The sequence below is a fragment of the Vandammella animalimorsus genome, from assembly GCF_002288875.1.
Classification (GTDB): domain Bacteria; phylum Pseudomonadota; class Gammaproteobacteria; order Burkholderiales; family Burkholderiaceae_C; genus Lampropedia; species Lampropedia animalimorsus.
The window spans coordinates 1-24,237 of sequence record NZ_NTBH01000004.1 but is presented as its reverse complement, the minus strand read 5'-3'; the positions used below and the strand labels follow the sequence as shown (position 1 = coordinate 24,237).

The following is a 24,237-nucleotide window of genomic DNA, read 5'->3' as shown; positions in this document are numbered from 1 at the left end:
TTTGCGCGATGGGCAAGAGCAGTGGTTGGGGCAAATAACGAATCCACCAACGGGCGGCATTGATGACGGACGCATGGCATTGGCCCCCAGGCGCCTGGCCGCTGATGCTGGCGCTGGGCATGAGCGTGGCGCTGCTCGTGGATCGCTGGCTGGGCGAGCCGCCCGTGCGCTGGCACCCAGTGGTCTGGATGGGGCGCAGCCTGCAGCGGCTGCAGCCTTGGCTGTTTGGCGGCCGGGCGCAGGGCGCGGCCCAGGAGCGTCAGCGGCTGCGGCGCGGCGCGCTGGCCTGGCTGGCGCTGGCGCTGCTGTGGACGGCGCTGGCCTGGGCGCTGCAAGCCGCCTTGGTGCAGGCAGCCTGGCAGGCCCAGGGCCGCATGCCGCCGCTGCTGGTCGGCCTGGGGCTGGCGCTGCTGCTGGGCGCGCTGCTCAAGCCCTTGCTGGCCTGGCGCATGCTGCGCCAGGAGGTGCAGGCCGTGGAGCAGGCGCTGGGCCAATCGCTGCCCGACGGGCGGACGCAGCTGGCGCGGCTGGTCAGCCGCGAGACAGCCCGGCTCGACGCGGCCCAGGTGCGCGAGAGCGCCATCGAAACCCTGGCGGAAAACCTCAGCGATTCGGTGATTGCGCCGCTGTTCTGGTTCGCCCTGCTGGGCCTGCCCGGCGCGGCGCTGTACCGCTTTGCCAATACCGCCGATGCCATGTGGGGCTACCCAGGCCAGCGCGGCGGGCGCGATTGGCAATGGGCCGGCAAATGGGCCGCGCGGGCTGATGACGTGCTGTCCTGGCTGCCGGCGCGCCTGACGGCGCTGCTGCTGCTGTTGGCCAACCCGGCTCAGGGCGGCTGGCGCAGTCGCACCTGGCAGCAGCTGGGCGCGCAGGCGCGCAAGACCCCTTCGCCCAACGGCGGCTGGCCCATGGCCGCCACGGCCTTGCTGCTGGGCTGCCGGCTGGGCAAGCCCGGGGCCTATGTGCTGCACCCGCAAGCGCCCGCGCCCCAGCCGGCGCAAGCGGCGCAGGCCCAGGCCCTGGCTGGCCGTGCGCTGGGCCTGTGGCTGCTGGCTGCCTGGCTGTTGACCGCGTTGTGTGGGCTGTGGGCGCTGGCGGCCAGCGCCAGCGTTAAAGGAGCGTTGTGATGCCGCCGACCGGAAAGAGCCTAGGGCTGGGCCGCCAGCATGGCGGGGCCGATGCGCAGGGCCTGGCGCCGTTGGACTTTTCCACCAACAGCAATGCCTGCGGCCCTTGCCCGCAGGCCTTGCAGGCAGTGCAGCAGGCCGATGCGCGCCACTACCCGGACCCGCACTACACCGAGCTGCGCTCCGCGCTGGCCGCCTGGCATGGCGTGCCGGTGCAGCGGCTGCTGCTGGGCGCCAGCGGCAGCGAGTTGATTCATCGCATCCACGTCTGGGCGCGGCTGCATGGCTTACGCACGGTGGCAGTGCCCAGCCCTGCTTACGGCGACTACGCCCAGCAGGCCCAGGCCTTGGGGCTGAATGTTCGGCATGTGCCGCACCGGCCCGTGCAGGATGGCCCAGGGCCGCAGCAGGCCGCCAGCCTGGCCGACTTGGAATGGTTGTGCGTGCCCTCCAGCCCGCTGGGCGCAGCCGATGCACGGCTGGCCCACTGGATGGCCCAGGTCGGCTCGCCGCAGGCGGCGCGACGCTTTCTGGATGCGGCCTATGCCCCCCTGGCGCTGCTGTCCGATGAATGGCCCGATGACGAGCCTGAGGACGGCGCGCCCGACGCGCCTGGTTCCGATTGGCCCGATTGGTTGACCGGCGTGCGGCTGCGCCAGAAGGCCTGCTGGCAGCTGTTCTCGCCCAACAAGGCCCTGGGCCTGACGGGCGTGCGCGCGGCCTATGCGATTGCGCCGCAGCTGGCCAATGCGGCGGCGCGCCAGGAATTGCAGGCCATGCTGGCGCAGCTCGATGCGCTGGCGCCTTCCTGGCCATTGGGCGCGCACGGCGTGGCCTTGCTGCAGGCCTGGATGCAGGCGCCAGTTCAGCAGTGGCTGGCTGGCAGCCGCGCGCAGCTGCGTGACTGGAAGCGCGCGCAGCTGGCGCTGTGCCGCTCCCTGGGGTGGCAGGTGCTGCCGGGCAGCCTGGCCAATTACTTCGTGGTGCGACCCGGCCCGCCGCAGGCGCTGGGTGCGTGGCAGCAGGCGCTGCGGGCGCAAGGCATCAAGGTGCGCGACACCAGCTCCATGGGGCTGCCTGGGCATTGGCGCCTGAGCGTGCAGCCGCCGGCCAGCCAGCAGGCCCTGGCGCGCGCCTGGCAGGCTCTGGGTGTGGGTGGGGGCTGATGCGCGGATGCGCTGGGTGCGGGCCGCAGCCTGCAACAATGCGCGCTGGCTGCGCCTCGGCTGCTTTCTTGCTTGTCCATTGAATTCCATGTCCGCTTCCGAACTTCCCAACCTGCCTGTGCCGCAACCGGGCCAGCGCAGCGCGCTGTGCGTGATGGTGCTGGGCACCAGCAGTGGCGCAGGCAAGAGCTGGCTGGCCACGGCGCTGTGCGCCTGGTACCGCCGCCAGGGCTTTCGCGTTGCGCCATTCAAGGCGCAGAACATGAGCAACAACGCCCGCGTGGTGGCCAGGCCTGACGGCGGCTACGGCGAGATCGGCAGCGCGCAGTATTTCCAGGCACTGGCCGCGGGCGTGGTGCCGCAGGTGGACATGAACCCGGTGCTGCTCAAGCCCGAGGCCGATACGCACAGCCAGTTGGTGCTGTTGGGGCAGGTCGATCCCGAGCTGACGGCCTTGCCCTGGCGTGAGCGCGGCCCGCGCGTCTGGCCGGTGATCGCGCAGGCGCTGGACGGGCTGCGCGCCGCCTACGACGTCGTGGTGATCGAAGGCGCGGGCTCGCCAGCGGAAATCAACCTGGCACGCAGCGATGTGGTGAACATGCGCGTGGCGCGCCATTGCCAGGCGCACTGCCTATTAGTGGCGGACATCGACCGAGGCGGCGCATTCGCGCACCTGTATGGCACCTGGGCCTTGCTGGAGGAGGTCGACCGGGCGCTGATCAAGGGCTTTGTGCTCAACAAGTTTCGCGGCGATGCCCGCCTGCTGGCGCCTGCGCCGCAGCAATTGCAGCAGCGCACTGGCGTGCCGGTGGTGGCCACCATCCCGATGTGGCCGCGCCACGGCCTGCCTGAGGAAGACGGGGTGTTCGACGCCAGCGCCAGCAGTACGCCAGGCGGCGTGGGCGAAACGTTGCGCACCGTGGCCATCGTGGCCTATCCGCGCAGCAGCAACCTCGATGAATTCCAGCCGCTCAAGCAGGCCCCTGGCGTGCGCCTGGTGTGGGCGCGCAGCGCGGCAGAGCTGGCCGGGGCGGATTGGATCGTGCTGCCGGGCTCCAAGGCCACGGTGGCCGATTTGCTCTGGCTGCGCCAGCACGGGGTGGATGCGGTCATCGCCCGCCACGCCCAGGCTGGAAAGCCGGTGCTGGGCATTTGCGGCGGCCTGCAGATGTTGGGCGAGAGTCTGATCGACCCGCAGCATACGCAGGGTAACCAGCCCGGCCTGGGCCTGCTGCCGCTGGTGACGCAGTTCGCGCCGCACAAGCAGGTGCGTCACGGGCGCTATCGCCTGGGCGCGCTGCAAGGCCATTGGCAGGCCCTGGCTGGGCTGGAGCTGACGGCCTATGAAATCCACCAGGGCCAGACCCAGCCATACGCGGCCATGCTGGCTGGCGGCCACGACCTGCAAACGCTGCTGCCTGGCTTGGCCTGGGCCAATGGCCCAGGCAACGTACTGGGCTGCTATCTGCATGGCCTGTTCGAAAACCGCACAGCGCTACAGGCCCTGCTGGGCGCCGATGCGCTGGATGTGCAGACCGTGTTCGCGTGCATGGCTGATGCCGTGCCCCAGTGGTTTGCCACGCCTGGGTCTGCGGTGCCTGTGGCAGAGGCTGCGGCAGGGCAGGGCGCGGCCCATCCCGGGGCACAATAAGCGGCTTTGCCATCGCTTCGTCCCGCCGCCTGGTGCGGGGCTGCTTGATCCATGAACGAGTCCGCTTCTTCCGCCGCTTCCGCCCCCCACAACCCCGCCGCCCCGGCCGTGACCGACCGGGCGCAAATCCTGCAATCTCTGGCCGCGGCCGGGCGCTTTGACGTGCTGGTCATCGGCGGCGGCGCCACCGGCCTGGGCGTGGCGCTGGATGCGGCCGCGCGCGGCCTTTCGGTGGCGCTGCTGGAGGCGCACGATTTCGCCAAGGGCACCTCTTCTCGCGCCACCAAGCTGGTACACGGCGGCGTGCGTTACTTGGCGCAGGGCAACATCGCGCTGGTGCGCGAGGCCTTGCAGGAGCGGGCCATCTTGTTGCGCAACGCGCCACATCTGGCGCGGCCGCTGCCCTTTGTCATGCCCTCGTACCGTCTGTGGGAGACGCCGTTTTACGGCGCCGGTCTGCGCGTGTACGACATGTTGGCCGCAGGCCAGGGGCTTGGGGCAACGCAGTTCCTGTCGCGCGGGCAGGTGCAGGCACTGCTGGGCAACGTCAACCCACAGCAGCTGCGCGGCGGCGTGCAGTATTGGGATGGCCAGTTCGACGACGCGCGCCTGGCGCTGGCGCTGGCGCGTACGGCGGCGCTGCATGGCGCGCTGCTGCTCAATTACTGCCGCGTCACCGGGCTGCTCAAGGACGGCGCTGGACGCGTGTGCGGCGCGCAGGCGCAGGATGAGGAAACGGGCGCGCAGTTGCGCCTCGAAGCAGGCTGCGTGATCAACGCCACGGGCGTTTGGGTTGATACCGTGCGCAACCTCGATGAAGCCCAGGGCAGCCAGCCGGCCCAGCCCATGGTCAGCCCCAGCCAGGGGACACACGTGGTGGTTGATCGTCGCTTCTGGCCCGGCGAGCACGCCCTGCTGGTGCCCAAGACGCGCGACGGCCGCGTGCTGTTTGCCGTGCCCTGGCTGGGCAAGGTCATCCTGGGCACGACCGACTCGGCCAGGCCTGACACCCCGCTGGAGCCGCGCCCCTTGCAGCAGGAGGTGGGCTTCATCCTGGACGAAGCGCGCCGTTATCTGGCCCAGGCCCCGGGCCCCGGTGACGTGTTGAGCATGTGGGCCGGGCTGCGGCCGCTGGTCAAGCCGCTGGGCGATGCTGGCGGCACCAAAAGCATTAGCCGCGAGCACACAGTGCACGTGGCCGGCAGCGGCCTGGTGACGGTCACGGGCGGCAAATGGACGACCTATCGCGCCATGGCCGAGGACGTGCTGCGCCATTGCCAGCTGGCACAGCTGCTGCCGGCCAAGCTGTCCCCTTGCGCAACGCGCCAGCTGCCGTTGGTGGGCCACCGCAGCCAGACACAGGCCGCGGCGACAGCCGCTGGGCTAGGCGATGTGCAAGGACTGGCCACCTATGGCGATGAGGCCGCTTGGGTGCAGGCCCTGTCCGGCGCTGATGTCATGCTCGCGCCACAAAGCGGCCTAACCGAAGCCATGGTGCGCTTTGCCGCACGGCACGAATACGCCCGCACCGTGGAAGACGTGCTGGCGCGGCGTAGCCGCCTGCTGTTTCTGCACGCCAGCGCGGCGCATCAGGTCAGTGCGCGGGTAGCGCAAATCCTCAGCGAAGAGCTGGGTCAGCCAGTCTCGGCTGCGGAGTTCGAGCCGCTGTGCCAGCAATACCAGGGCCTGGCCTGATGCGTACTGCGCGTTGCTTAGAAGCAACGTTTGCGGCTTTGCTGGTGCTGCGCCGAGATATTTTTTTGAGGGCAGGCCATCGTGATAGGGGCGTATCTGGGCCCGATTGCATAAAAAGTCTTGACGTGTAAAAGGATTGCGCGCGATAATCGCCAGCTTCGCCTTTTGACTGCTTGGTATAGGGCGCTGTGGAAAGCATGGCGGTCTCTGTTGGCGGTTCTTAGGTGGGTATCTGCCCAAACGACGTGGGCGATGCTTTCTGGTGTGGGTTATGTGCTCTGCGCTGAGAGGGTGTCGATTGCGGCGACGGGTCCAAGACTGACTGTGTGGCGCATGGCGCATGACGGCTTTCCGTATGCGGCTGCGTTCATGAGCGCAGGTTAAGTTGGGAATTAAATCAAATGATCCAGACAGAATCTCGTTTAGAGGTTGCCGACAACACGGGCGCCAAGTCCGTGCTGTGCATCAAGGTGTTGGGTGGTTCCAAGCGCCGCTATGCCAGCGTTGGCGACATTATCAAGGTGAGCGTCAAAGAGGCTGCGCCGCGCGGTCGCGTCAAGAAGGGCGAAATCTACAACGCCGTCGTGGTGCGCACTGCCAAGGGTATTCGCCGCCAGGATGGCTCGCTGATCAAGTTTGATGGCAATGCGGCTGTGCTGCTCAATGCCAAGCTTGAGCCCATTGGTACCCGTATTTTTGGCCCGGTCACGCGTGAGCTGCGCAGCGAGCGCTTCATGAAGATCGTGTCTCTGGCTCCCGAAGTGATTTGAGGTGTGGCATGAACAAGATTCGCAAGGGCGATGAAGTCATCGTGTTGACCGGTCGCGACAAGGGTAAGCGCGGTGTGGTGCTGTCCCGCAAGGATGAGAGCTATCTGATCGTCGAGGGTGTCAACGTGGTCAAGAAGCACGTGCGACCCAATCCGATGAAGGGTGAGATGGGTGGCATCGTTGACAAGACCATGCCCATCCATCAGTCCAATGTGGCGATCTACAACCCCGCGACCGGCAAGGCCGATCGCGTGGCGATCAAGGTGGATTTGTCGGCGGGCAAGGGTGCGCGCCGTGTGCGCGTGTTCCGCTCCAGCGGTGAAGCGATCAAGGTGGCATAAATGGCGCGTCTGCAACAGTTCTATCGTGAAAAAGTCGTCGGCGACCTGACCAAGCAATTTGGCTACAAGTCGGTCATGGAAGTGCCGCGTATCACCAAAATCACCCTGAACATGGGGGTGGGTGAAGCGGTGGCCGACAAGAAGATCATGGAAAACGCCTTGGCCGATCTGACCAAGATCGCCGGCCAGAAGCCTGTGGTGACCAAGGCGCGCAAGGCTATTGCGGGTTTCAAGATCCGCGAAGGCCAGCCCATCGGCTGCATGGTGACGCTGCGCGGTGTGCGCATGTACGAATTCCTTGATCGCTTTGTGACCATTGCGCTGCCGCGCGTGCGCGACTTCCGTGGTATTTCGGGTAAGTCCTTCGACGGCCGTGGCAACTACAACGTGGGCGTCAAAGAGCAGATCATCTTCCCCGAGATCGAGTACGACAAGGTGGATGCGCTGCGTGGCCTGAATATCAGCATCACGACCACAGCCAAGACGGACGAGGAAGCCAAGGCGCTGTTGGCTGCGTTCCGTTTCCCGTTCAAGAATTGAGGTGCAGTGTGGCTAAAAAAGCATTGATTGAAAGAGAGCTCAAGCGCACGAAGCTGGTGGCTAAGTACGCTGCCAAGCGCGCCGAACTGAAGGCCATCGTCGATGACGCCAAGCGCAGCGACGAAGAGCGTTACCAGGCTCGCCTGGCGCTGCAGAAGCTGCCGCGCAACGCCAATCCGACGCGCCAACGCAATCGTTGCGAAATGACGGGGCGTCCGCGTGGCACCTTCCGCCAGTTCGGTTTGGCACGTGCCAAGGTGCGCGAGCTGGCCATGTCGGGCGATATCCCCGGTGTCATCAAGGCAAGCTGGTAAGCAGACGGGAGTAATGAATCATGAGCATGAGTGATCCTATCGCCGACTTGTTGACCCGCATCCGCAATGCGCAAATGGTCTCCAAGCCTTCCGTGACGGTTCCTTCCTCCAAGCTCAAGCAGGCCATCCTGCAGGTGCTCAAGGACGAAGGCTATATCGACGGTTTCGAAGTTGTGCGCGATGGCGCCAAGGCCGACATCCGCGTCGATCTCAAATACTACGCAGGCCGTCCGGTGATCGAGCGCATCGAGCGCGTGAGCAAGCCTGGTCTGCGTGTTTACAAGCCCAGCAAGTCCATCCCGCAGGTGATGAATGGCCTGGGTGTGGCCATCGTGACCACGCCCAAGGGCGTGATGACCGATCGCAAAGCCCGTGCTGCCGGTGTCGGCGGCGAGGTGCTGTGCTTCGTGGCCTGATGCGCAATTGGAGGAATATTGAAATGTCTCGAGTTGCAAAAACACCTGTGGTGATCCCTTCCGGCGTTGAAGTGACGATCAAGGACGGCCAGATTGCCGTTAAGGGCTCTGGCGGCCAACTGTCCGTGGCCGATAACGCACAGGTCAAGATCAGCCAGGATGGTGGCGTGCTGACGTTCGCCCCCGCCAACGAGTCGCGCGAGGCCGATGCCCTGGCAGGTACGCTGCGTCAGCTGGTCAACAACATGGTGGTCGGTGTCTCCAAGGGTTTTGAGCGCAAGCTCAACCTGGTGGGCGTGGGCTTCAAGGCTGCTGTCAGCGGCAACAAGCTCAATCTGGCCGTGGGTTTCTCGCATCCGGTCGAATTCGATCTGCCCGAAGGTGTGACGGCGGCAACGCCCACGCCCACCGAGATTGTGCTCAAGAGCGCGAACAAGCAGGTGCTGGGTCAGTTCGCTGCCGTTGTGCGTGAAGTGCGCCCCCCCGAGCCTTACAAGGGCAAGGGCATCCGCTATTCGGATGAGGTGGTCACGATCAAGGAAACCAAGAAGAAATAAGGGGCTGCAAGATGTTGAACAAAAAAGAACAGCGTTTGCGCCGTGCCCGTCAAACCCGCGTACGCATTGCCAAGCAAGGCGTCGCGCGCCTGACGGTGCATCGTACCAACCAGCATATCTATGCCACTGTGATTTCCGAGGATGGTGCCAAGGTCGTGGCCACGGCATCCTCGCTCGAAGGCGAGCTGCGCGGCTCCGTCAAGGGTGGTAGCGCCGAAGGCGCCACTGCCGTGGGCAAGCGTATTGCTGAGAAGGCCAAGGCCGCCGGTATCGAGAAAGTGGCGTTCGATCGCGCTGGCTTTGCATACCATGGCCGTGTGAAGGCGCTGGCGGAAGCCGCGCGCGAAGCAGGCTTGCAGTTCTGATTGAGGCGAATGGCAATGGCAACCAAAAACCAAGCAAAAACGCAAGACGACAGCCGCGATGACGGCATGAAGGAGAAAATGATCTCCGTCAACCGCACCACCAAGGTGGTCAAGGGAGGTCGTATTCTGGGCTTTGCTGCGCTGTCCGTCGTAGGCGACGGCGATGGCCGCATTGGCATGGGTAAGGGCAAGTCCAAGGAAGTGCCCTCCGCTGTGCAGAAGTCCATGGAAGAAGCACGCCGCAACATGATTAAAGTCTCGCTGAAGAACGGCACGCTGCACCATGGCGTGCATGGTCAGCACGGTGCTGCGCGTGTCATGCTCGCGCCGGCTCCAAAGGGGACAGGCATCATCGCTGGTGGCCCAATGCGTGCCGTGTTCGAAGTGGTTGGTATCACCGACATCGTGGCCAAGAGCCATGGTTCGAGCAACCCGTACAACATGGTTCGCGCCACCCTGGATGCGCTCAAGCGCTCCACGACGCCTGCGGAAATCGCCGCCAAGCGTGGCCTGTCGGTCGAAGACCTGCTGGCCTGAGAGAGGTGCAAACGATGTCTACAAATCAAACCATCAAGGTTCAACTGGTTCGCAGCCCGATTGGTACGAATCAATCGCACCGTGCTACCGTGCGCGGTCTGGGGCTGCGCAGGCTCAACAGCGTCAGCGAACTCAAGGACACGCCCGAAGTGCGTGGAATGATTAACAAGATCAGCTATCTGGTCCGAGTCCTCTAAGGGGTAGATGATGCAACTCAATACCATCAAGCCCGCAGCGGGAGCCAAGCACGCCAAGCGCCGTGTCGGTCGCGGCATTGGCTCCGGCCTGGGCAAGACAGCAGGCCGCGGTCACAAGGGGCAGAAATCCCGCGCCGGCGGCTATCACAAGGTCGGTTTTGAAGGCGGCCAGATGCCGCTGCAACGCCGCCTGCCCAAGCGCGGTTTTAAGTCCACGACGCTGAAGTTCAATGCCGAGGTCACGCTCGCCGAACTGGAGCGCCTGGGTGTTGACGAAGTCGATATTCTGGTGCTCAAGCAGGCCGGCCTGGTACGCTCCATCGCCAAAGTGGTCAAAGTGGTCAAGTCCGGTGAATTGACCCGGGCTGTCAAGCTCACAGGCATTGGCGCCACGGCAGGGGCAAAGGCTGCGATCGAAGCCGCCGGTGGCTCCCTGGGCTGAATTGACACATCTTGCGCGACAAGGGTGCAGTGACAAAGCCGGCCAGCGGTCGGCTCTGTCTGTGAGGTGTGGTACTGGTGTTTTCACAAGAAAACAAGGCAGAAGCTGCACAGCACGGCTCGCACTGCATTGACCTACTATGAATGGGGCTTGATCTTGGCAACGAATTCCGCTCAATTGGCAAAACCTGGCAAATTTGCCGACCTGCGCCGCAGGTTGGTGTTTTTGCTGCTGGCGCTGGTGGTCTACCGCATCGGCACGCATGTGCCGGTGCCTGGGATCAATCCTGCGCGGCTTGAGGAGATGTTCTCGGGCTCGCAGGGCATCCTCGACCTCTTCAACATGTTCTCCGGTGGTGCATTGGAGCGTTTCTCGGTGCTTGCGCTGGGGATCATGCCCTACATCTCCGCATCGATCATCATTCAGTTGATGACCTATGTGGTGCCCGCACTGGTGTCTTTGAAGAAAGAAGGTGAGGCAGGTCGCCGCAAGATCACGCAGTACACACGCTATTTCACGCTCGTGCTGGCCTTGTTCCAATCCATGGGCATCGCTGTCATGCTGGAGAGTCAGCCTGGTCTGGTGTTCAATCCGGGTCTGGGTTTCAAGGTTACGACGATGGTGTCGTTGACGGCCGGTACGTTGTTCATGATGTGGCTGGGTGAGCAAATCACCGAGCGAGGCATCGGCAACGGGATCTCGATCCTGATCTTCGCAGGCATTGCCGCTGGTTTGCCCAGCGCCATTTCGGGCACGCTGGAGTTGGTGCGCACAGGTGCAATGCACATTGTCACGCTGCTGTTCATCATAGCCCTGGTGGTGTTGGTGACCTATTTTGTGGTCTTTGTCGAGCGGGCTCAGCGCAAGATCTTGGTGAACTATGCGCGCCGCCAGGTCGGCAACAAGATGTATGCCAGCCCGGCATCGCATCTGCCGCTCAAGCTGAATATGGCAGGGGTGATCCCACCGATTTTCGCCTCCTCGATCATTCTGCTGCCTGCCACTTTGGTGAGCTGGCTCAGCAGTGGCGAGTCGTCGAATTGGTTCATGCGCAGTTTGCGCGATGCGGCGGCCAAGCTCACACCGGGTCAGCCTATCTACGTGCTGCTGTTGGCATCGGCGATCATCTTCTTCTGCTTCTTCTATACGGCGCTGGTGTTCAACAGCCGTGAGACTGCAGACAACCTGAAGAAAAGTGGTGCTTTCGTGCCAGGTATTCGACCGGGCGAGCAAACGGCCAAATATATTGATAAAATCCTTGCCCGCTTGACGTTGGCAGGTGCCATCTATATCACTGCCGTCTGTCTCTTCCCCGAGTTCCTGACACTGAAGTACAACGTGCCGTTCTACTTTGGCGGTACCTCTTTGTTGATTCTGGTCGTTGTGACCATGGATTTCATGGCTCAGGTGCAGAACTATGTGGTGTCGCAGCAGTATGAATCTCTGCTGAAGAAAGGCAATTTCAAGCTCACAGCCCGTTGAGGCGCTGCTGTGTTGGATGCCTGCATGCTCGGATTGTTTTTTGAGAATCTTGGCTTTTTGGATTTTGGGAGTTCGCAATGAAAGTTTCTGCTTCTGTGAAGAAGATGTGTAGAAATTGCAAGATCATTCGCCGCAATGGTGTGGTGCGTGTGATCTGCACAGACCTGCGCCACAAGCAGCGTCAGGGTTGAGGAATTAGAGGACGGTTATGGCACGTATTGCTGGTATCAACGTACCGCCGCACAAGCACACAGAAATCGGCTTGACGGCAATTTATGGCATCGGTCGCTCGCGCGCGCGCAAGATCTGCGAGGCCGCAGGCATCGAGTACTCCAAGAAGGTCAAGGACCTGACGGATGCCGACCTTGAAAAAATCCGCGACCAGATCGCCCAGTTCACGATCGAGGGTGACCTGCGCCGTGAAACCACGATGAACATCAAGCGCCTGATGGATATCGGCTGCTATCGTGGCTTCCGTCATCGCCGTGGCCTGCCCATGCGTGGCCAGCGTACCCGTACCAATGCCCGCACCCGCAAGGGTCCGCGCAAGGGCGTCAAGTAATTACCTCGACCATCCATCCTTGGCTCTTGTTGCCGTCGTATGAGCAAACGCGGTGTGGTATGTGCTGCACTGCTCAATGAGTGCGGTATGTCCATCTTCAAATTTCATGGGCGGGCAATAGGAATGGGTCGTGATTCATCCAGTTGGCATTGAAGGAACACAATGGCTAAAGGCTCTTCTGCGTCGCAGCGTGTGCGCAAAAAAGTCCGCAAGAACATTGCGGATGGTGTTGCACACATCCATGCATCGTTCAACAACACCATCATCACCATCACCGATCGTCAGGGCAACGCTCTGTCGTGGGCTTCCTCTGGTGGCCAGGGCTTCAAGGGCTCGCGTAAGTCGACCCCGTTTGCTGCCCAGGTTGCTTCCGAGGTGGCTGGCCGCGCTGCTATCGAGCACGGCATCAAAAACCTGGATGTGGAAATCAAGGGTCCTGGCCCTGGTCGCGAATCTTCGGTGCGCGCCTTGGGTGCCCTGGGTATTCGTATCACATCGATCTCCGATGTGACCCCGATTCCGCACAACGGCTGCCGTCCGCAAAAGCGCCGTCGCATCTAATCTCTTCGTCAAGACCACCGCCACCGTTGCCGCGATAAGGTACGTGTGGCTCCTGCATGGCTTTGTGCCATGCAGAAGTTGAATCAAAGGAAATCAAGTGGCACGTTATATTGGGCCCAAGGCCAAGCTGTCCCGCCGTGAAGGCACGGATTTGTTCCTCAAGAGCGCTCGTCGCTCTATCGCCGACAAGGCCAAGTTCGATACCAAACCCGGTCAACATGGCCGTATTTCTGGTGCGCGCACTTCCGACTATGGCCTGCAGCTGCGTGAAAAGCAAAAGGTTCGCCGCATGTATGGCGTGCTGGAGAAGCAGTTCCGCCGCTACTTTGCCGAAGCCGATCGCCGTCGTGGCAACACTGGCTCCAACCTGCTGTCGCTGCTGGAATCGCGTCTGGACAATGTCGTTTACCGCATGGGCTTTGGCTCGACCCGTGCCGAAGCGCGCCAGCTGGTTTCGCACAAGGCGATCCTGGTCAATGGTCAGCCGGTGAACATCCCCTCCTACCAGGTCAAAGCCGGTGATGTGGTGGCCGTGCGCGAAAAGTCGCGCAACCAGGCTCGTGTGCAGGAAGCGCTGCAATTGGCACAGCAACTAGGCTTCCCAGGCTGGGTGGAAGTGGCTGTCGACAAGGCAGAGGGCACTTTCAAGAAAGCCCCCGATCGCGATGAGTTCGGTGCAGACATCAACGAATCGCTGATCGTCGAACTGTATTCGCGTTGATCCGGCCTGATTCATTCCATTTTTCGATGCAAGCATTGCTGCTGGATCATCTGCTGGCCTTGGTCTGCCAATGTCTGCAGCGACACTTCATGTGCAGCCATCATCGGGAAATGGAATTACTCATTTGAACCGCGACTCCGTTCGCGGTTTATTCGCTTCACCAGCCTTACCGGTGTAACGAGCCGGGGGTATTGACAGGAAGTAAATATGCAGACCAATTTGCTAAAGCCCAAGACCATCAGCGTGGAACAAATCGGCAATAACCGAGCCAAGGTCGAGCTCGAGCCGTTCGAGCGCGGCTATGGCCACACCTTGGGCAATGCGCTGCGCCGGGTTCTCTTGTCTTCGATGATTGGCTATGCGCCCACCGAGGTCACGATTGCGGGCGTACTGCACGAGTTTTCCAGCATCGATGGCATCCAAGAGGATGTGGTCGGTATCTTGCTGAACCTCAAGGGCGTGGTCTTCAAGCTGCACAACCGCGATGAAGTAACGCTGAGCCTGCGCAAGGATGGCGAAGGGGTGGTCACGGCGGCGGACATCCAAACGCCGCACGATGTGGAGATCGTGAATCCTGAGCACGTCATTGCCCACATGTCGCAAGGCGCCAAGCTGGATATGCAGATCAAGGTTGAGAAAGGCCGTGGTTACGTGCCGGGTACGGTACGCCGCTTTGGCGACGAGTCGAGCAAGTCGATTGGTCGCATCGTGCTCGACGCTTCGTTCTCGCCGGTGCTGCGCGTCAACTACACGGTGGAAAATGCCCGTGTGGAACAGCGTACCGATCTGGACAAGCTGGTCATGGAAATCGAGACCAATGGCGCCATCACTGCCGAAGATGCCGTGCGCACTTCGGCCAAGATTCTGGTGGAGCAGCTGGCTGTGTTTGCACAGCTCGACGATGGCGACCTGGCGGCCTTTGACGCGCCTGCCGCCTCTCGCAGTGCCGCAACCTTCGATCCAATTCTGCTGCGTCCGGTGGACGAGCTGGAGCTGACGGTGCGTTCGGCCAACTGTCTGAAGGCAGAGAATATCTATTACATCGGTGATCTGATCCAACGCACCGACAACGAGCTGCTCAAGACCCCGAACCTGGGGCGCAAATCGCTCAATGAGATCAAGGAAGTGTTGGCTTCGCGTGGCCTGACCCTGGGCATGAAGCTGGAGAACTGGCCGCCTGCGGGTCTCGAGTGATGCCTTGGGCAGCGGGCGAATGCTTGGGTGTGAAGGGCGCCGCGCCTGGCCCCCTTCTCTATGCCTGCCGCTCAGCTAGGCCCAAAGGGCCTTTGGCCTTCCAGACAAATCTTTTTGACCTATCCCTGTTTTTGTTGCACCTGCGGGTACCTGATCCGGCCCGCAGCCATTTTGATAAGGAAACACTATGCGACACCGCAACGGACTTCGTAAATTGAATCGTACCAGCGCACATCGCCAAGCCATGCTGCGCAACATGAGCAATTCGCTCATTCATCATGAACTGATCAAGACCACCTTGCCCAAGGCCAAGGAACTGCGCCGTGTGGTCGAGCCCCTGATCACCCTGGCCAAGAACGACTCGGTGGCCAACCGCCGCCTGGCATTCAGCCGCTTGCGCGATCGTGAGGCCGTCACCAAGCTGTTTACCGAGCTGGGCCCGCGTTACAAGGCCCGTCCCGGTGGCTACACGCGCATCCTGAAAATGGGCTTCCGTGTGGGCGACAACGCCCCCATGGCGCTGATGGAGCTGGTCGACCGCCCCGAAGAGCAGGAAGAAATTTCTGCTGAAAAGCAAGCGGCAGAATAAAACGGTGCTATACTAGCGGCTTACCGCGCGATGGAGCAGCCTGGTAGCTCGTTGGGCTCATAACCCAAAGGTCGGAGGTTCAAATCCTCCTCGCGCAACCAAATGCAAGCAAGCCACACAAGAGTGTGGCTTGCTTTTTTTATGCATTGTTTGTCTGGCTGTCGCTTATTGGCCTGAATCGCAAGGAGCGCAAGTGATATGCGATGCGCTCGGGTATGGCGTATTTGGAATCAGCTCAATGTGACCTGGGAGGCAGCCTGTGGTGCCGCACAAAGCCTGCTAGCGCTATAAGGAGATCGCAAGAAGATCGCGCTGCTCAAAGGGGGATAGGCGATGGCTTTGCCCATTCCAAGCGCTTTTGTCCTCTCCGCTGGGATTTTGCGCATGTGGTTCTACAGGCGGTTTCACTCAGCGCGCTGCACGGCAAACAGTACCCAGCCGTCTTGTGCACCATCCCTGGCCTGGCTGGGGCCGGCTTGCTTGGCCTGTTCCTGCAAGCTGGGGTTGGCCTGCAGCTGCTGTGCATCGCGCCAGTTGGCCAATACGGCGTCGATGGGCAGCAGGCGGAAATCGAAGCGCTGCGGATCCAGGCGCAGCTCGACCCGATCCATGTTCGGGGCTGCGGCGCTCCAGCCGTCAGCCGCTGTGGGCTGGGGCTGCAACACGATGTGCAGGTGCTGGTAGCGGTTGTATTGCTCGCGCAGCTGTTGCTGTGGATCGAGTCTGTGCCAGAAGGCCAGCGGCGGCTCATAGAAGGTGGTGTTGAGCACGGCCACACCGCTGGCAGCCAGCGCGTTGGCCCAGGCGGGCTGACCCACCACGGCCAGCCGTGGCCCTGTGGCGGCTGGTGCAGAAGATGGCGCAGTCGTCGTCGCTGGCCAATGATTTAGGGCCTGCTGCAAAGCGGGCGCTGGGCGCAGCTGGCTGGGTGCCAGGCCCAGCGGATTGAAGGGCAAGGCCGTGGCCAGCCCCCACAGGCAAAGCAAGGTCACGGCCTGCATGGTCTGGCCGCGCACCAGCCAGGCTGCGATCAGGCCTGCCAGGGCGCAGATCAGCCACCAGCTGCCGGGCAGCAGCCAATCCTGGCTGGGTAGGGGTTGCATGCGCAGCAGCTGGTGCGTGTGCCAGGCAAAACCCAGGCCAGCCAGCAGCGCCAACCAGCGCGGAGCTTGTTGCCAGGCTTGGCCGGTCGTGGCCTGATTGGCTGGTGCCAGTAGCCAGGCCAACACCAGGGCCTGGGCCAGGCCCAGTGCGATGTCGGTGCGGAATGCAGGCGCCAGGCTCCACAGCGAGACCTTGCTCAACCAGCCGGGCAGGCCGATGAACATATAGGCGAGCAGCCAGGCGATGAACAGCCACAACGCCAATGCAATGGCATCCACACGCCGCAAGGCCCAGCAGCGCAGCGCCGTGGCCAGGGCCAGCGGCGGCAACACATAGATATAGCCACCCGAGTCACTGGGGATGGACCACAGCGATGAAGTGTGCAGCGTCACCAGATTGGTCATGCCCTTGAGCAAGTGCCAGGGATCGACATAGCCGCCCAGGTCGGTGGAGCGCGCGCCGGGGTAGATGGTCTGACGCAAGGCCTCGATGGCCGGGCGGCCTTCGCTCAGCCAGGCCAGCAGCAAGGCGGTGGCCGTCAGTGCGGCCAGCGCGGCGGCCAGGACCAGGCCCCGCCATTGCGGCGCTTGCAGCATGGGCAATTGGCGGCGTTGTTGCCAAGCCCAGGCCAAGCCCAACATCCCCATCAGATAGCCCAGCGGCACCTGCCAGGCGGGGTAAAGCAGCAGCACCAGCGCCGCGCCGGCCCAGCCCAGGGCAATGGCGGCCAGCCCGGCCTGCACGGAGTTGTGGCTGCGCAGCAGCTGCTGGGCCGCCAGAGTGACGGCCGCAGCCAGGCCAATGGCATAGGCAGGCCAGCCCGACCAACTTACCGCATAGCCTGAGGCGCTGACGCTGGCGGCCAGCAGCGCCGCCTGCCGCCAGGGCAGGGCAAATGTGCGCCGCAGCAGCCACCACAGCGTGGCAAAGCACAGAAAGAATGGCAGCCACCAGGCCCAGGCCAAGGCCTGGCGCAGCGGCAGCAGGAAAAAGCCCCAGCTGGCAGGGCGCGCCAGGGCAGCCCAGTTGGCAATGGGCACGCCCGTCATGCCCACCACGTTCATGTTCTGGCCCGGCCAACCGTGCAAGGGGTTGATGCTCGGCCAGCGTGGCGTGGCGTGCGCCTGGCTGATGGCCAGTGGCGTGACCACCAGCCACTCATCCGAGCGCACGGCCTGCGCTTGGCCGTAGAGCAGCTGGGCGTCGTGCGCTACCAGCGGTGCAGTGCGGTTGGCTTGCTCCAGCAACAGCGGCAGTGAGGAGCCCGTCCAGCCGGCGCCAACCAGCAGCGCCAGCGATGCCAGCAAGGCCAGGCCGAAGCGGCGTGCGCCTGCTGTATCGGCAGCCTGCGCGGCGCCAGCTTGGGTGGGCGGCGCTGCCAAGGGCTGGTCGGTGGCGCGGCGCGGGCGCTCCAGGCCCAGGCACCAGACCAGCAGGGGCAGAGCCAAAGCCAGCCACAGCATCCAGCGCGCAGCGAGCGAGGCCTGCGCTGCGGGGGGGATGTCGATCTGTTCGCTGCCGTGCAGCGGCACCACATCGATGCGGCTGCCATCGGTGGCCAGCACCTGCATGCGCAGGCGTGCCGGGCCGGCAGCGATGTGCGCCGGGATGCGCACTGGCAAGGCAAAGCCGCTGCTTTGCCACAGGGGGCGGCCGGTGTGCTGGGCCACGCCGGGCCGGTCGATGGCGTAGCCCAGGCGGCCGGTGTAGATGGCGGTGTCGCCAACCCAGACGGTGGCCTGCGTGATGAAGGCGTTGCCGTGGTAAAGCCCAGCCCAGCCAGAGAGCGTCAGGCGCCGCTGGGCATCGAGCTGCACGCTCTCCAGAAAAGCCTGGCCGGCCTGTTGTGGCTGTTGCTGTGCGCTGGGCGGGGTGGCCTGGCTGGTGGCTTCGGGGGCAGGGTCTGTGGCTGCACGGGCCTGGCCCAGCCCGGCCAGCAAGGCCAGCGCCAGCAGCCAGGCCATGAGCCAGCGCGCCGGCAGCAACGGCCCGGCAGGCCGGCGGCTGTGGTGGCGGCCAGTGGCGGCGGGCATGGTCGGGCTGGCACTGCGCATGTGGCACATGGCTGTCAGCCGTTAGCCTGCCGGCTGCGGCTTTTGCAGCACGAAGGCGTCTTGATGGCTCCAGAAGCAGGCCTCCTGGTGGCACAGCAGACGGCTGCCGGGAAGGTGCTGCGCGATCTGTTGGCGGACGAAGTCGCTGGAGGTAAAGGTCGTGCCGTACTCCTGGGCGTCGATGGCGTGCGATTCGCTGGAAGCAAAGAAGCGAAAGCCGCTCTCGTCGAGCTGGACGTTTTGCTTGCGCAGCGCCTCGGCGCCGTGGGTTGTGAAAATCAGCAGCCCGCCGGGTTGCACGGCAGCGTACAAATGCGCCAGCCAGGGGCTCCAGCGCGAAGCGGGCAAATGGCTGAACAGCGACAGCACGAACACCACATCCCACTGGCGCGGCCAGGCCAGGGCCTGCGGGTCGTTGCTGGAGACGAAACCGGCCACGCCAAAGGTCTGGCGGGCGAAGGCCACGGCATCGGGCACCACGTCCGAGACCGTCACGCGCGGCGCGCCCAGGGCCTTGACCAGATGCCGCGTAAAGCGCCCGTGGCCGCTGGCGAACTCCAGAAAGTGCTGCGTGCTTAGAAGCGGCTTGCCTGCGGCCTCCATCAACAGCATCAACTCCGCCAGCGTGCGCCAACCATCGGCGAAGTAGTCGCGCAGCGGGTTGATGGAGGTGGGGTGGCCGGCGAAGAAATGGAAGATATCGTCGGCGGGCGAGATCGTGCAGTCCAGCCCGGTCCAGGCGCCAAAGGCGCCGTCGAGCCGGTGCTGCTCGATCAGATTGTGGGCCGCAAGCCGCGTGTCGGCGTGGCCGCGGGCGGCGCCCAGGGCCTGGGCAGCGGCGGGCAGATCGCCGCGCTGCAGCGCGGCCTGGCCTTGCGCCAGCAGCTGCTGCGCGGCGCCGGGGTCAGTGATGGGCATCATGGCAATGAAGTGGTGGGCAAAGGGAAAACCGCAGGCGCTGAGCTTTAGGACCAGTGGTGCGGCAGCTTGACCAGCCCGGGCATCAGCGTGGGCGTGACAAAGCGAAAGTGTTTGAAGCGCAGCCACTCGTCGTAGACAACCAGGCCGCTGGCATCGAACAAGAAGGCGCTGATGACGTACTGGCCGCTGTGCAGGGGCAGATCGGGAAAGGTCAGCACCGATTGCCAGCTGCCATCGGCGAGCTGGCGCGGCGCGGCGCCCTCCTCGTGCGTGGCCAGCGAGGTAATGCCCACGCCCTTGGATTGCTCCAGCATGAAGCCGATGTTGGGGCGCTCATCGCCCTGGCCGCGCGCCGTGATGGTGACCACCAGATCACGGCTTTGCAGCAGCGGGATCTCTTCGTTCGGATCGGTGTGGGCCATCACCACCGACAGCAGATGAGCAGCATTGGGCTCGGGCGCAGCCGCTGGTGTGGGCGCTGCACTGGGGGCCGTGGTGCCGACCATGGCGGGTGTGGCATCGGTGGCATCGGCAGGCGCAGCGGGTGCGGGTGCGGGTGGTGGCTCGGCCTGTTCTTGTTCGGCCTGCTGGCGCAGGCGGGTGTGCATTTCGTATGCGCCCAGCACGGGCTCGGTCGGGCCGAACTCCTTGATGCGCCCGCCGTCGAGCCACATGGCCTGGTCGCACAGCGTGCGGATGTGGTAGGGGCTGTGCGAGCAGAACAGGATGGTGCAGCCTTGCTCCTTGAAGGCCATGATGCGCTCGACGCATTTTTTCTGGAACACCTGATCTCCTACGGCCAGGGCCTCGTCGACGATCAGCACGTCCGGCGGCACGGCCGTCATCAGCGCAAAGGCCAGTCGCACCACCATGCCCGAGGAATAGGTCTTGACCGGGCGCTGCAGCGCATCTCCAAGCCCGGCAAAGGCGATGATTTCGGGCTCCAGCGCGCGCATTTGCTCATGGCTGATGCCAATCATGCTACCGCCGAAATACAGGTTGTCGCGCCCGGTGAACTCCGGATGGAAGCCAGCGCCCAGCTCCAGGATGGCGGTGATGCGGCCCAGGCGCTCGATCTTCCCGGTCGAGGGCTGTAGCGTGCCAGCCAGCAGCTTGAGCAACGAGCTCTTGCCCGCCCCGTTATCGCCGATGATGCCAATGCACTGGCCGCGGCGCAGCTCGAACGAGACATCGCGCAGCGCCCAGTGGCTGCGGTGGTAGGCGCGCCCGGTGAGCAAGGCCTTGAGGCGCTGGCGCGGCGAATCGTAGAGCTTGTACTCCTTGCCGATACCGCTGGCGCGCAGCACGATGGCGCTGCTGCCGGGTTGGGCCTGGGCGGCGGCGCTGCTGTTCATAGCCAGTCCACCAATTGATCGCGGCTGCGGCGCAGCACGGTATCGAGCAGCCAGGCCGCCAACAGCAGCCCCGCAGCCACGGCCGCCCAAATGCTGGCGGGTGGCCATTGCCCGCCCAGCAAAATATGCTGATAGCCCAGCACAAAAGGCGTCATCGGATTGAGCCAGAGCAGCCAGCGCCAGCGCTCGGGGAACATCGTCAGCGGAAACAGGATGGGCGCCGCGAATACGCCGATTGAAAACGCAAAGGCCACGATTTGCGCCACGTCGCGCAGCGCCGCCATCAGCATGGCCAGCAAAAAGCCCAGCATCCAGGCCAGCAGCACCTGCAGCCCCACCAGCACGGGCAGCGCCAGCAGCGCGCTGCTGCCGTGGTGCTGCGGCCAGTAGGCCAGTGCCAGCAGCAGGAACAAGGGGATATAGACCAGGGCGCTGGTGAGTACCGATCGGGTCGGGAACAGCACTGGCGGCAGCGGGTTCTTCTGCAGCAGTCCGCCCACGTCCACCAGGCTGTGCATGGCGCGCTGGGTCATCTCGGCAAAAGCCATCCAGCCGACCATGCCCACGATCAGAAACGTGCCCACGCGCTCGGCCGGGGCGTGCTCGCCCAGGCGCATGGCAAACACCAGATCGAAGACGATGAAATAGCAGGCGATCGTCAAAATCGGCTGCACCCAGGCCCAGACGATGCCGCCGGCCGAGCCGGCAAAGCGCGCGGCCAATTCGCGCCGTGTGAGCACGCGCAGCAGCGAGCGCATGCGCCAGAGCACGGCCAGATCCGAGAGCAGCGATTTCATGAGCAACAACAAGCGCCCGGGCAGGCCGCAACAGAGATACCGCCTGCATGCCGACCAGGACGCGCAAAAAGCGCGAAAGTGTAGAGCAAGCGCCAAATAATTCAAGCGAAGGCCTGCACGAACCCAGCGGCAAAGTGAGCGCTGCGGTTCGGGATGGGCTGCAAGGCACGAGCCGCAGCAATGGCCCCTGCCATTGCGAGGACGAGCAATGCCGCAGACCGCCCGAATCCGCAGATGCACACGGCGCTGCGATTCGTGCAGGCCTTCCCACAGTTTGCCAACCCGGCGGCCCTGGAGCTGGAGCTTGCCGGCGAATATGTCGGTGCGCAGGTGGGGAGGTGAAATGGCGCAGTGCGCCCGCCTGGTGCGCCAATTCAAGCCAATTGCGCGGCGATCAATGCATTCTGCATTGCGCTTTGACAATGTTTGACATTAACCCGCTGTACCTGCTTGCAGCGGTGGGCTATAAAGCGTAACGAATCGCAGCATGGTGGTATTTCCTGCCAGTGAATCGCACAAGAGGCGACCCTCAACACAAGGGCCTCATGCCTGTCCTTCGTCGTGATCAAAAATCTTATCCCGAAACCTGAGCAGCATGCATTACATCTTTGGAAACCGTAGGCGCATTGCAATTGCCGTCATTCTTGGCGTAGGCATTGTCATCGCCTTGCTGGGCGCAGTCGATCGCGCCAGAAAAGCCCTGTCAGGCCAGCAAAGGCCGGTCGCAGTCAACCAAAGCCAGGTCATGAAGGAAATACGGGATTTGCAAAAAATCCTGAAAGAAAGTACGCCATTCGGTGAGGAAAATCACTCCGTGTCCATCAAGCTGTCCCAGAAAGGAGCGAACTACCGTGGCGACTTGGGTGGGGTCACCGTGGAAGTGCCTAAGAGATGGGCTTTCTTGTTGTCTTACGACGATGCCAAGAATCCAAAAACGCAGGAGCACATCATCAATGGATTTATATTGAGAACCAATTTTGAATATCTGATCAGTGGGCAGGGCGATAGGATGAAGATTGGGGAATTCGAGGATGGGACAACAATTTATGTATTTTCCGGAAGCCATTATCCAGATCGTCACCGCAAGATGAAGCGACTTTCTTCTCCTTGTTTTACAGGGTTGGCTGAAAAAAAATTTCATTACAAGAAAAGCCCGAGTCGATTGTTTGACTTAGAGTGGTGCTTCCCGGAGCAAGATCTTGGTGATAACTTATCGTATTATTATAATAATAATTATTATTATAAGATGGAGGCGGATGGGGAAATTTCTGATGTTATGGAGTGTTTTAATGGCAACACAAGGCTTTCCTATTGTTATCATCATTTGTATATGCCATCATCAGCGGCGGCTATTGAGGTTAGGTATCATAAGATGCATTTGAAAGACTGGAGGCGAATCAAGGATAGAGTCCAAAGCATAATTTCTGATTTCTATGTTTTGAATTGATTTTATCTTCGGTTTGATCGCTGAGAATTGCAATCAGTTCATGGTTCGGTTATTGAGGTATGCTTGAAAGATTGCGAATGCCGGAATGGCAAAAAAAAATTGCTGGTGACCTTGATGGTGTTTGGGGTAGGCTGCATGGCATATTTTATTACCTCGTATAAGCTGCGCATGGATGCCAGATTGGAGGCTCGGCTGGCAGCGGCGAGAAATCCTTGCAAGATTCGCGTTTTTCAGCACAATGGCCAAGATGTGGTGGAAACCGTCTCCGGCTTATTGATTAGGGCAGATGAAGGTGAATTTTGGCGCTGCAAAGACAGCAAGGCCTTAAGCGCTTATCCGAGATTGTTTAAAGTAAAGATTCATCATTTTGATGAAAATCAAGAAAAATTATTCAACGTTCTTGTTAATGGAATCTCGGTCAATTTGTATAAAGATCCGTCCCAGTCATTTCGCAACAATATTAAAAAATTTAATGAGGACTGGAGATGGGTTTCAAAAATTCCCCATTCTCGATATCCTATTGATTTATATCCAAATTTTGGTGTGGATTCTTTGGCTGATTTGAAGCATTCTGATGGGGTTGCTCAGGGTTTTGTTTTTTGGGGGTAAGAGGAACTGAGCATCCAAGGTGGAAGAGGCCTGCTATCTTCAAGTGTTGGTTTGAGATGCCAGAATCAACTTCTGTAAGCGAAAGAATAAAGTATTCAAAAGACATAGACTGGTTGATCAATGCAAGAATTTCGCAGGCTCCTGGCAGCTTTCAGGGGTGTGAAGGGGTGGTGTGGGATAGTCGGAGCGGTCAAACTGGAGCGACAATTAGGCTGCAAGGCAATCAGGTTCCGTATATTCATCTCATTAGTACTCAGATCAGTGATTTTTTGTCAACTATCTTGATAGAGGAAGAGGAGTGAGTCATGAGTCAAAAATATCAGAAGTACGTTTTTTCAGATTCTGAAAGAAATGCTTTGAAAATGGCGCGTGAAAGTGCCCCGCCTGACTTTGATGAACCCACCTCGCATGGAAATTGGGTTGCTTTTTATACCAAGCTATCTGAAATCTTGGGAGCACACATTGATGCAGGTACAGTCACAGGTCCGGACTTGCAAGACTTCAAAAGTGTCAAATTGTGGACGGATGTGGCCATTAGTGCTAATGGTGGTGCTGGCTTGCACAGCACTTTTATTAGAGCTTTTACTGACTATCGGGAACCTCTCAAAACCTCACCTGTACTTTTGATCGAGTAAATTGCTCAGCATGATCACTCCTGGCAGCGCCCTGAAGTTCGACCTGTTTGCCCAAGCCTGTCGAGAGCGCAAGCTTGAAGACTTG

General features: G+C 61.8%; 29 protein-coding genes and 1 tRNA gene. 26 read left to right on the top strand and 4 right to left on the bottom strand.

Features of this window, described 5'->3' with window-relative positions; all coding sequences use genetic code 11:
• Positions 1-62: 62 nt before the first annotated feature.
• From cbiB to CLI93_RS07025, 22 genes are all read left to right on the top strand, one after another.
• Entirely contained in the window at positions 63-1,130 is a 1,068-nt protein-coding gene (gene cbiB, locus CLI93_RS07125; RefSeq protein WP_095541445.1) for an adenosylcobinamide-phosphate synthase CbiB, read from the top strand.
• Positions 1,130-2,296, top strand: a complete 1,167-nt coding sequence (locus CLI93_RS07120; protein ID WP_095541444.1) for an aminotransferase class I/II-fold pyridoxal phosphate-dependent enzyme — start codon at positions 1,130-1,132, stop codon at positions 2,294-2,296. Before cbiB ends, CLI93_RS07120 begins: the two co-directional genes overlap by 1 nt.
• 88 nt (positions 2,297-2,384) lie before the next feature.
• The gene (locus tag CLI93_RS07115) at positions 2,385-3,947 is read left to right on the top strand and encodes a cobyric acid synthase (protein ID WP_095541443.1); all 1,563 of its coding nucleotides are present in this window, start codon (positions 2,385-2,387) and stop codon (positions 3,945-3,947) included.
• 51 nt (positions 3,948-3,998) lie between these two features.
• Positions 3,999-5,642: a glycerol-3-phosphate dehydrogenase/oxidase gene (locus tag CLI93_RS07110; RefSeq protein WP_095541442.1), complete on the top strand. Its 1,644-nt coding sequence runs from the start codon at positions 3,999-4,001 to the stop codon at positions 5,640-5,642.
• A gap of 401 nt (positions 5,643-6,043) precedes the next feature.
• Positions 6,044-6,412 (top strand): 50S ribosomal protein L14, encoded by a 369-nt coding sequence (gene rplN / locus CLI93_RS07105; protein ID WP_095539506.1) that lies wholly within the window; start codon positions 6,044-6,046, stop codon positions 6,410-6,412.
• An 8-nt stretch (positions 6,413-6,420) separates the two neighbouring features.
• A complete protein-coding gene (gene rplX, locus CLI93_RS15140) occupies positions 6,421-6,753 on the top strand; it encodes a 50S ribosomal protein L24 (RefSeq protein WP_172424209.1) in 333 nt (110 codons plus the stop codon).
• Positions 6,754-7,293 (top strand): 50S ribosomal protein L5, encoded by a 540-nt coding sequence (rplE, locus tag CLI93_RS15135; protein ID WP_172424208.1) that lies wholly within the window; start codon positions 6,754-6,756, stop codon positions 7,291-7,293.
• Between the two features lie 8 nt (positions 7,294-7,301).
• Positions 7,302-7,607 carry a 30S ribosomal protein S14 gene (gene rpsN / locus CLI93_RS07095; protein ID WP_095539505.1) on the top strand — a complete coding sequence of 102 codons (306 nt, stop codon included), beginning with the start codon at positions 7,302-7,304 and terminating at the stop codon, positions 7,605-7,607.
• Positions 7,608-7,627: 20 nt separating this feature from the next.
• Positions 7,628-8,023 carry a 30S ribosomal protein S8 gene (gene rpsH / locus CLI93_RS07090; RefSeq protein WP_095539504.1) on the top strand — a complete coding sequence of 132 codons (396 nt, stop codon included), beginning with the start codon at positions 7,628-7,630 and terminating at the stop codon, positions 8,021-8,023.
• Between the two features lie 23 nt (positions 8,024-8,046).
• Positions 8,047-8,580 carry a 50S ribosomal protein L6 gene (gene rplF, locus CLI93_RS07085; RefSeq protein ID WP_095541441.1) on the top strand — a complete coding sequence of 178 codons (534 nt, stop codon included), beginning with the start codon at positions 8,047-8,049 and terminating at the stop codon, positions 8,578-8,580.
• An 11-nt stretch (positions 8,581-8,591) separates the two neighbouring features.
• Positions 8,592-8,945, top strand: coding sequence for a 50S ribosomal protein L18 (rplR, locus tag CLI93_RS07080; RefSeq protein WP_095541440.1), 354 nt, complete (start codon positions 8,592-8,594; stop codon positions 8,943-8,945).
• 15 nt (positions 8,946-8,960) lie between these two features.
• On the top strand, positions 8,961-9,482 hold the full coding sequence (rpsE, locus tag CLI93_RS07075; RefSeq protein ID WP_095541439.1) for a 30S ribosomal protein S5: 522 nt from the start codon (positions 8,961-8,963) through the stop codon (positions 9,480-9,482).
• A gap of 14 nt (positions 9,483-9,496) precedes the next feature.
• Complete coding sequence (rpmD, locus tag CLI93_RS07070) at positions 9,497-9,679, top strand: 50S ribosomal protein L30 (RefSeq protein WP_095539500.1); 183 nt, start codon at positions 9,497-9,499, stop codon at positions 9,677-9,679.
• Positions 9,680-9,689: 10 nt separating this feature from the next.
• Complete coding sequence (gene rplO / locus CLI93_RS07065) at positions 9,690-10,121, top strand: 50S ribosomal protein L15 (RefSeq protein ID WP_095541622.1); 432 nt, start codon at positions 9,690-9,692, stop codon at positions 10,119-10,121.
• Between the two features lie 156 nt (positions 10,122-10,277).
• On the top strand, positions 10,278-11,603 hold the full coding sequence (gene secY / locus CLI93_RS07060; protein WP_095541621.1) for a preprotein translocase subunit SecY: 1,326 nt from the start codon (positions 10,278-10,280) through the stop codon (positions 11,601-11,603).
• Between the two features lie 77 nt (positions 11,604-11,680).
• On the top strand, positions 11,681-11,794 hold the full coding sequence (gene rpmJ, locus CLI93_RS07055) for a 50S ribosomal protein L36 (RefSeq protein ID WP_084824836.1): 114 nt from the start codon (positions 11,681-11,683) through the stop codon (positions 11,792-11,794).
• Between the two features lie 17 nt (positions 11,795-11,811).
• A complete protein-coding gene (gene rpsM, locus CLI93_RS07050) occupies positions 11,812-12,165 on the top strand; it encodes a 30S ribosomal protein S13 (RefSeq protein ID WP_095539499.1) in 354 nt (117 codons plus the stop codon).
• Positions 12,166-12,327: 162 nt separating this feature from the next.
• Positions 12,328-12,726: a 30S ribosomal protein S11 gene (gene rpsK / locus CLI93_RS07045; protein WP_095539498.1), complete on the top strand. Its 399-nt coding sequence runs from the start codon at positions 12,328-12,330 to the stop codon at positions 12,724-12,726.
• A gap of 97 nt (positions 12,727-12,823) precedes the next feature.
• Positions 12,824-13,447: a 30S ribosomal protein S4 gene (gene rpsD, locus CLI93_RS07040; protein ID WP_095541438.1), complete on the top strand. Its 624-nt coding sequence runs from the start codon at positions 12,824-12,826 to the stop codon at positions 13,445-13,447.
• A 207-nt stretch (positions 13,448-13,654) separates the two neighbouring features.
• Complete coding sequence (locus tag CLI93_RS07035; protein WP_095541437.1) at positions 13,655-14,641, top strand: DNA-directed RNA polymerase subunit alpha; 987 nt, start codon at positions 13,655-13,657, stop codon at positions 14,639-14,641.
• 187 nt (positions 14,642-14,828) lie between these two features.
• Positions 14,829-15,230, top strand: coding sequence for a 50S ribosomal protein L17 (gene rplQ, locus CLI93_RS07030; RefSeq protein ID WP_095539495.1), 402 nt, complete (start codon positions 14,829-14,831; stop codon positions 15,228-15,230).
• Between the two features lie 24 nt (positions 15,231-15,254).
• A tRNA-Met gene (locus CLI93_RS07025) sits at positions 15,255-15,331 on the top strand.
• 303 nt (positions 15,332-15,634) lie between these two features.
• Here CLI93_RS07025 and CLI93_RS07020 read toward each other — a convergent pair.
• The 4 genes from CLI93_RS07020 to CLI93_RS07005 are packed head-to-tail and all read right to left on the bottom strand — an operon-like array spanning position 15,635 to position 21,461.
• The gene (locus CLI93_RS07020) at positions 15,635-18,367 is read right to left on the bottom strand and encodes a DUF7657 domain-containing protein (protein ID WP_143326323.1); all 2,733 of its coding nucleotides are present in this window, start codon (positions 18,365-18,367) and stop codon (positions 15,635-15,637) included.
• Positions 18,368-18,409: 42 nt separating this feature from the next.
• Complete coding sequence (locus tag CLI93_RS07015) at positions 18,410-19,309, bottom strand: SAM-dependent methyltransferase (protein ID WP_238946617.1); 900 nt, start codon at positions 19,307-19,309, stop codon at positions 18,410-18,412.
• A 44-nt stretch (positions 19,310-19,353) separates the two neighbouring features.
• Entirely contained in the window at positions 19,354-20,664 is a 1,311-nt protein-coding gene (locus CLI93_RS07010; RefSeq protein WP_095541435.1) for an ABC transporter ATP-binding protein, read from the bottom strand.
• Positions 20,661-21,461, bottom strand: coding sequence for an ABC transporter permease (locus tag CLI93_RS07005; RefSeq protein ID WP_095541434.1), 801 nt, complete (start codon positions 21,459-21,461; stop codon positions 20,661-20,663). Before CLI93_RS07005 ends, CLI93_RS07010 begins: the two co-directional genes overlap by 4 nt.
• A 180-nt stretch (positions 21,462-21,641) precedes the next feature.
• On the opposite strand from CLI93_RS07005, the gene CLI93_RS15130 reads away from it, so the two are divergent.
• The 4 genes from CLI93_RS15130 (at position 21,642) to CLI93_RS14830 (ending at position 24,152) form a co-directional block, all read left to right on the top strand.
• Positions 21,642-21,803, top strand: a complete 162-nt coding sequence (locus CLI93_RS15130; RefSeq protein ID WP_172424207.1) for a hypothetical protein — start codon at positions 21,642-21,644, stop codon at positions 21,801-21,803.
• Between the two features lie 253 nt (positions 21,804-22,056).
• Complete coding sequence (locus CLI93_RS14840; RefSeq protein ID WP_143326322.1) at positions 22,057-22,908, top strand: hypothetical protein; 852 nt, start codon at positions 22,057-22,059, stop codon at positions 22,906-22,908.
• Positions 22,909-22,971: 63 nt separating this feature from the next.
• Positions 22,972-23,517, top strand: a complete 546-nt coding sequence (locus CLI93_RS14835) for a hypothetical protein (protein ID WP_143326321.1) — start codon at positions 22,972-22,974, stop codon at positions 23,515-23,517.
• Between the two features lie 305 nt (positions 23,518-23,822).
• Positions 23,823-24,152 (top strand): hypothetical protein, encoded by a 330-nt coding sequence (locus CLI93_RS14830; RefSeq protein WP_143326320.1) that lies wholly within the window; start codon positions 23,823-23,825, stop codon positions 24,150-24,152.
• The last annotated feature ends 85 nt before the right edge of the window (positions 24,153-24,237 follow it).

What these genes read in the sequence shown, in the direction of transcription:
- CLI93_RS07015 (WP_238946617.1), bottom strand. Translation starts at nt 19,309, where the DNA reads ATGATGCCCATCACTGACCCCGGCGCCGCGCAGCAGCTGCTGGCGCAA.
- cbiB (WP_095541445.1), top strand. Translation starts at nt 63, where the DNA reads ATGACGGACGCATGGCATTGGCCCCCAGGCGCCTGGCCGCTGATGCTG.
- rplO (WP_095541622.1), top strand. Translation starts at nt 9,690, where the DNA reads ATGCAACTCAATACCATCAAGCCCGCAGCGGGAGCCAAGCACGCCAAG.
- CLI93_RS07110 (WP_095541442.1), top strand. Translation starts at nt 3,999, where the DNA reads ATGAACGAGTCCGCTTCTTCCGCCGCTTCCGCCCCCCACAACCCCGCC.
- CLI93_RS07115 (WP_095541443.1), top strand. Translation starts at nt 2,385, where the DNA reads ATGTCCGCTTCCGAACTTCCCAACCTGCCTGTGCCGCAACCGGGCCAG.
- rplN (WP_095539506.1), top strand. Translation starts at nt 6,044, where the DNA reads ATGATCCAGACAGAATCTCGTTTAGAGGTTGCCGACAACACGGGCGCC.
- rpsM (WP_095539499.1), top strand. Translation starts at nt 11,812, where the DNA reads ATGGCACGTATTGCTGGTATCAACGTACCGCCGCACAAGCACACAGAA.
- rpmJ (WP_084824836.1), top strand. Translation starts at nt 11,681, where the DNA reads ATGAAAGTTTCTGCTTCTGTGAAGAAGATGTGTAGAAATTGCAAGATC.
- CLI93_RS07010 (WP_095541435.1), bottom strand. Translation starts at nt 20,664, where the DNA reads ATGAACAGCAGCGCCGCCGCCCAGGCCCAACCCGGCAGCAGCGCCATC.
- CLI93_RS07005 (WP_095541434.1), bottom strand. Translation starts at nt 21,461, where the DNA reads ATGAAATCGCTGCTCTCGGATCTGGCCGTGCTCTGGCGCATGCGCTCG.
- rpsE (WP_095541439.1), top strand. Translation starts at nt 8,961, where the DNA reads ATGGCAACCAAAAACCAAGCAAAAACGCAAGACGACAGCCGCGATGAC.
- CLI93_RS14830 (WP_143326320.1), top strand. Translation starts at nt 23,823, where the DNA reads ATGAGTCAAAAATATCAGAAGTACGTTTTTTCAGATTCTGAAAGAAAT.
- rpmD (WP_095539500.1), top strand. Translation starts at nt 9,497, where the DNA reads ATGTCTACAAATCAAACCATCAAGGTTCAACTGGTTCGCAGCCCGATT.
- rplE (WP_172424208.1), top strand. Translation starts at nt 6,754, where the DNA reads ATGGCGCGTCTGCAACAGTTCTATCGTGAAAAAGTCGTCGGCGACCTG.
- rplX (WP_172424209.1), top strand. Translation starts at nt 6,421, where the DNA reads ATGAACAAGATTCGCAAGGGCGATGAAGTCATCGTGTTGACCGGTCGC.
- rplF (WP_095541441.1), top strand. Translation starts at nt 8,047, where the DNA reads ATGTCTCGAGTTGCAAAAACACCTGTGGTGATCCCTTCCGGCGTTGAA.
- CLI93_RS07120 (WP_095541444.1), top strand. Translation starts at nt 1,130, where the DNA reads ATGCCGCCGACCGGAAAGAGCCTAGGGCTGGGCCGCCAGCATGGCGGG.
- rpsH (WP_095539504.1), top strand. Translation starts at nt 7,628, where the DNA reads ATGAGCATGAGTGATCCTATCGCCGACTTGTTGACCCGCATCCGCAAT.
- rpsK (WP_095539498.1), top strand. Translation starts at nt 12,328, where the DNA reads ATGGCTAAAGGCTCTTCTGCGTCGCAGCGTGTGCGCAAAAAAGTCCGC.
- CLI93_RS07020 (WP_143326323.1), bottom strand. Translation starts at nt 18,367, where the DNA reads ATGCCCGCCGCCACTGGCCGCCACCACAGCCGCCGGCCTGCCGGGCCG.
- rplQ (WP_095539495.1), top strand. Translation starts at nt 14,829, where the DNA reads ATGCGACACCGCAACGGACTTCGTAAATTGAATCGTACCAGCGCACAT.
- CLI93_RS14840 (WP_143326322.1), top strand. Translation starts at nt 22,057, where the DNA reads ATGCATTACATCTTTGGAAACCGTAGGCGCATTGCAATTGCCGTCATT.
- CLI93_RS07035 (WP_095541437.1), top strand. Translation starts at nt 13,655, where the DNA reads ATGCAGACCAATTTGCTAAAGCCCAAGACCATCAGCGTGGAACAAATC.
- rplR (WP_095541440.1), top strand. Translation starts at nt 8,592, where the DNA reads ATGTTGAACAAAAAAGAACAGCGTTTGCGCCGTGCCCGTCAAACCCGC.
- CLI93_RS15130 (WP_172424207.1), top strand. Translation starts at nt 21,642, where the DNA reads ATGGCCCCTGCCATTGCGAGGACGAGCAATGCCGCAGACCGCCCGAAT.